Consider the following 1,695-nt stretch of genomic DNA (forward strand, 5'->3'; position numbering starts at 1 on the left):
GTTGCGGCTTCTTCTTCAACAGATTGCCGGCCAGGAAATCGAGCGGGATCTCGTTGCGGCGGGTCTTTTCGAAAAGGTAGCGGCTGCCGCGCGCCCAGGTCCACATGGCCATGATGATGGCGAAAGCCACCGCCAGAGACGCCCAACCGCCTTCGAACACCTTGACGATGTTGGAGGCAAAAAAGCCGATGTCGATGAACAGGAACAATCCCGTCATCGCCACTGCTACCCACAGCCGCCACTTCCAGATACGCGTCATGACGACGAACAGCAGCACCGTCGTCACCAGCATGTTGCCGGTCACCGAGATGCCGTAGGCGGAGGCCAGTTTGCTCGATTCGCCGAAGCCGACCACCAGCATCATCACCACCAGCGCCAGCAACAAATTGACGCGCGGCATGTAGATCTGCCCGGACTGCCGTTCCGACGTATGCAGGATTTCCAGGCGCGGCAGCATGTTGAGCTGCACCGCCTGCCTGGTCAGCGAGAACGCCCCTGATATGACCGCCTGGCTTGCGATCACCGTCGCCGCCGTCGCCAGGACAACCATCGGGATCAGCGTCCAGCCCTCGTTCATCTCGAAGAACGGATGACCGACATGGCCGTTCTTGGCCAGCACGAAAGCCCCCTGCCCGGCATAGTTGAGCAGCAGGCAGGGAAACACGATCGCCAGCCAGGCGAGCACGATCGGCTTGCGGCCGAAATGGCCGAGATCGGCATAAAGCGCCTCGGCGCCGGTGACGGCGAGGAAGATGGCGCCGATGGTGACGAAGGCGACATCGGGGGAATTGATCAGGAAGGCGACGATGTAGTGCGGGCTCACCGCCCACAGGATTTCCGGATCGGCGATGATGTGGTTGAGGCCGGAAAGGCCGATGGCCAGGAACCAGACCGCCGTGATCGGCCCGAAGATCAATGCCACACCGCCGGTACCGAATCGCTGCACCGAAAACAGGATTGCGAGGATGACCAGCGTCAGCGGCACGACATAGGGTTGGAAGGTTGGTGTGACGACATTCATGCCCTCGACCGCCGACAGCACCGAGATCGCCGGCGTAATAACGGCATCGCCGAAGAACAGCGACGCGCCCACGATGCCGACGGCGAGAATGATCGCCGAGCGCGTCGGGAAACTGCCGCGCGCCAATGCCATCAGCGACAGCACGCCGCCCTCGCCGCGGTTGTCGGCGCGCAACACGAAATTGATATATTTGATGGTGACGATGATCGTCAGCGACCAGATGATCAGCGACAAAACGCCCAGAATATCGCCGCGATCGGCGATCTCGCCGCCGGACGACGCCACCAGTGCCTCGCGGAACGCGTAGATCGGGCTGGTGCCGATGTCGCCGTAGACCACGCCGAGCGCGCCCAGCATCAGCACCTTGGTGCTGTGCTGTTCGATTTCGGGATGGCTCGATTGTTCGACGGGTTCTGCCTCACTACCAGTGTTGGTAAGGGCCATGGACGACACTCCGATAAGCGCGCGGTGCTCTACGCTTGCTGCGATGCAATATCAAGTGCCGTAAGGTTATGGCACTCATGCTTGCAACGCGGGGCTTCTCGCGATCTGCCTGGTCATGGCAGCTTTGGCGGGCTCCGGCGAGGACACTTGTCAAATGGCGACTTGCGTGCCGATTTCAACCACGCGCCCCGTGGGGATCTGGAAATACTCGGTCGCATCGGCAGCCGTGC

1 protein-coding gene is annotated in these 1,695 nt (G+C 61.6%); it reads right to left on the bottom strand.

What is annotated here, in order from left to right; genetic code table 11:
- Positions 1-1,465: potassium transporter Kup (locus ACWTU9_RS33085; protein ID WP_455861996.1), on the bottom strand; the 1,465-nt coding region annotated here is incomplete at its 3' end.
- Positions 1,466-1,695 lie beyond the last annotated feature (230 nt).

The sequence above is a fragment of the Mesorhizobium sp. 128a genome, assembly GCF_053848025.1.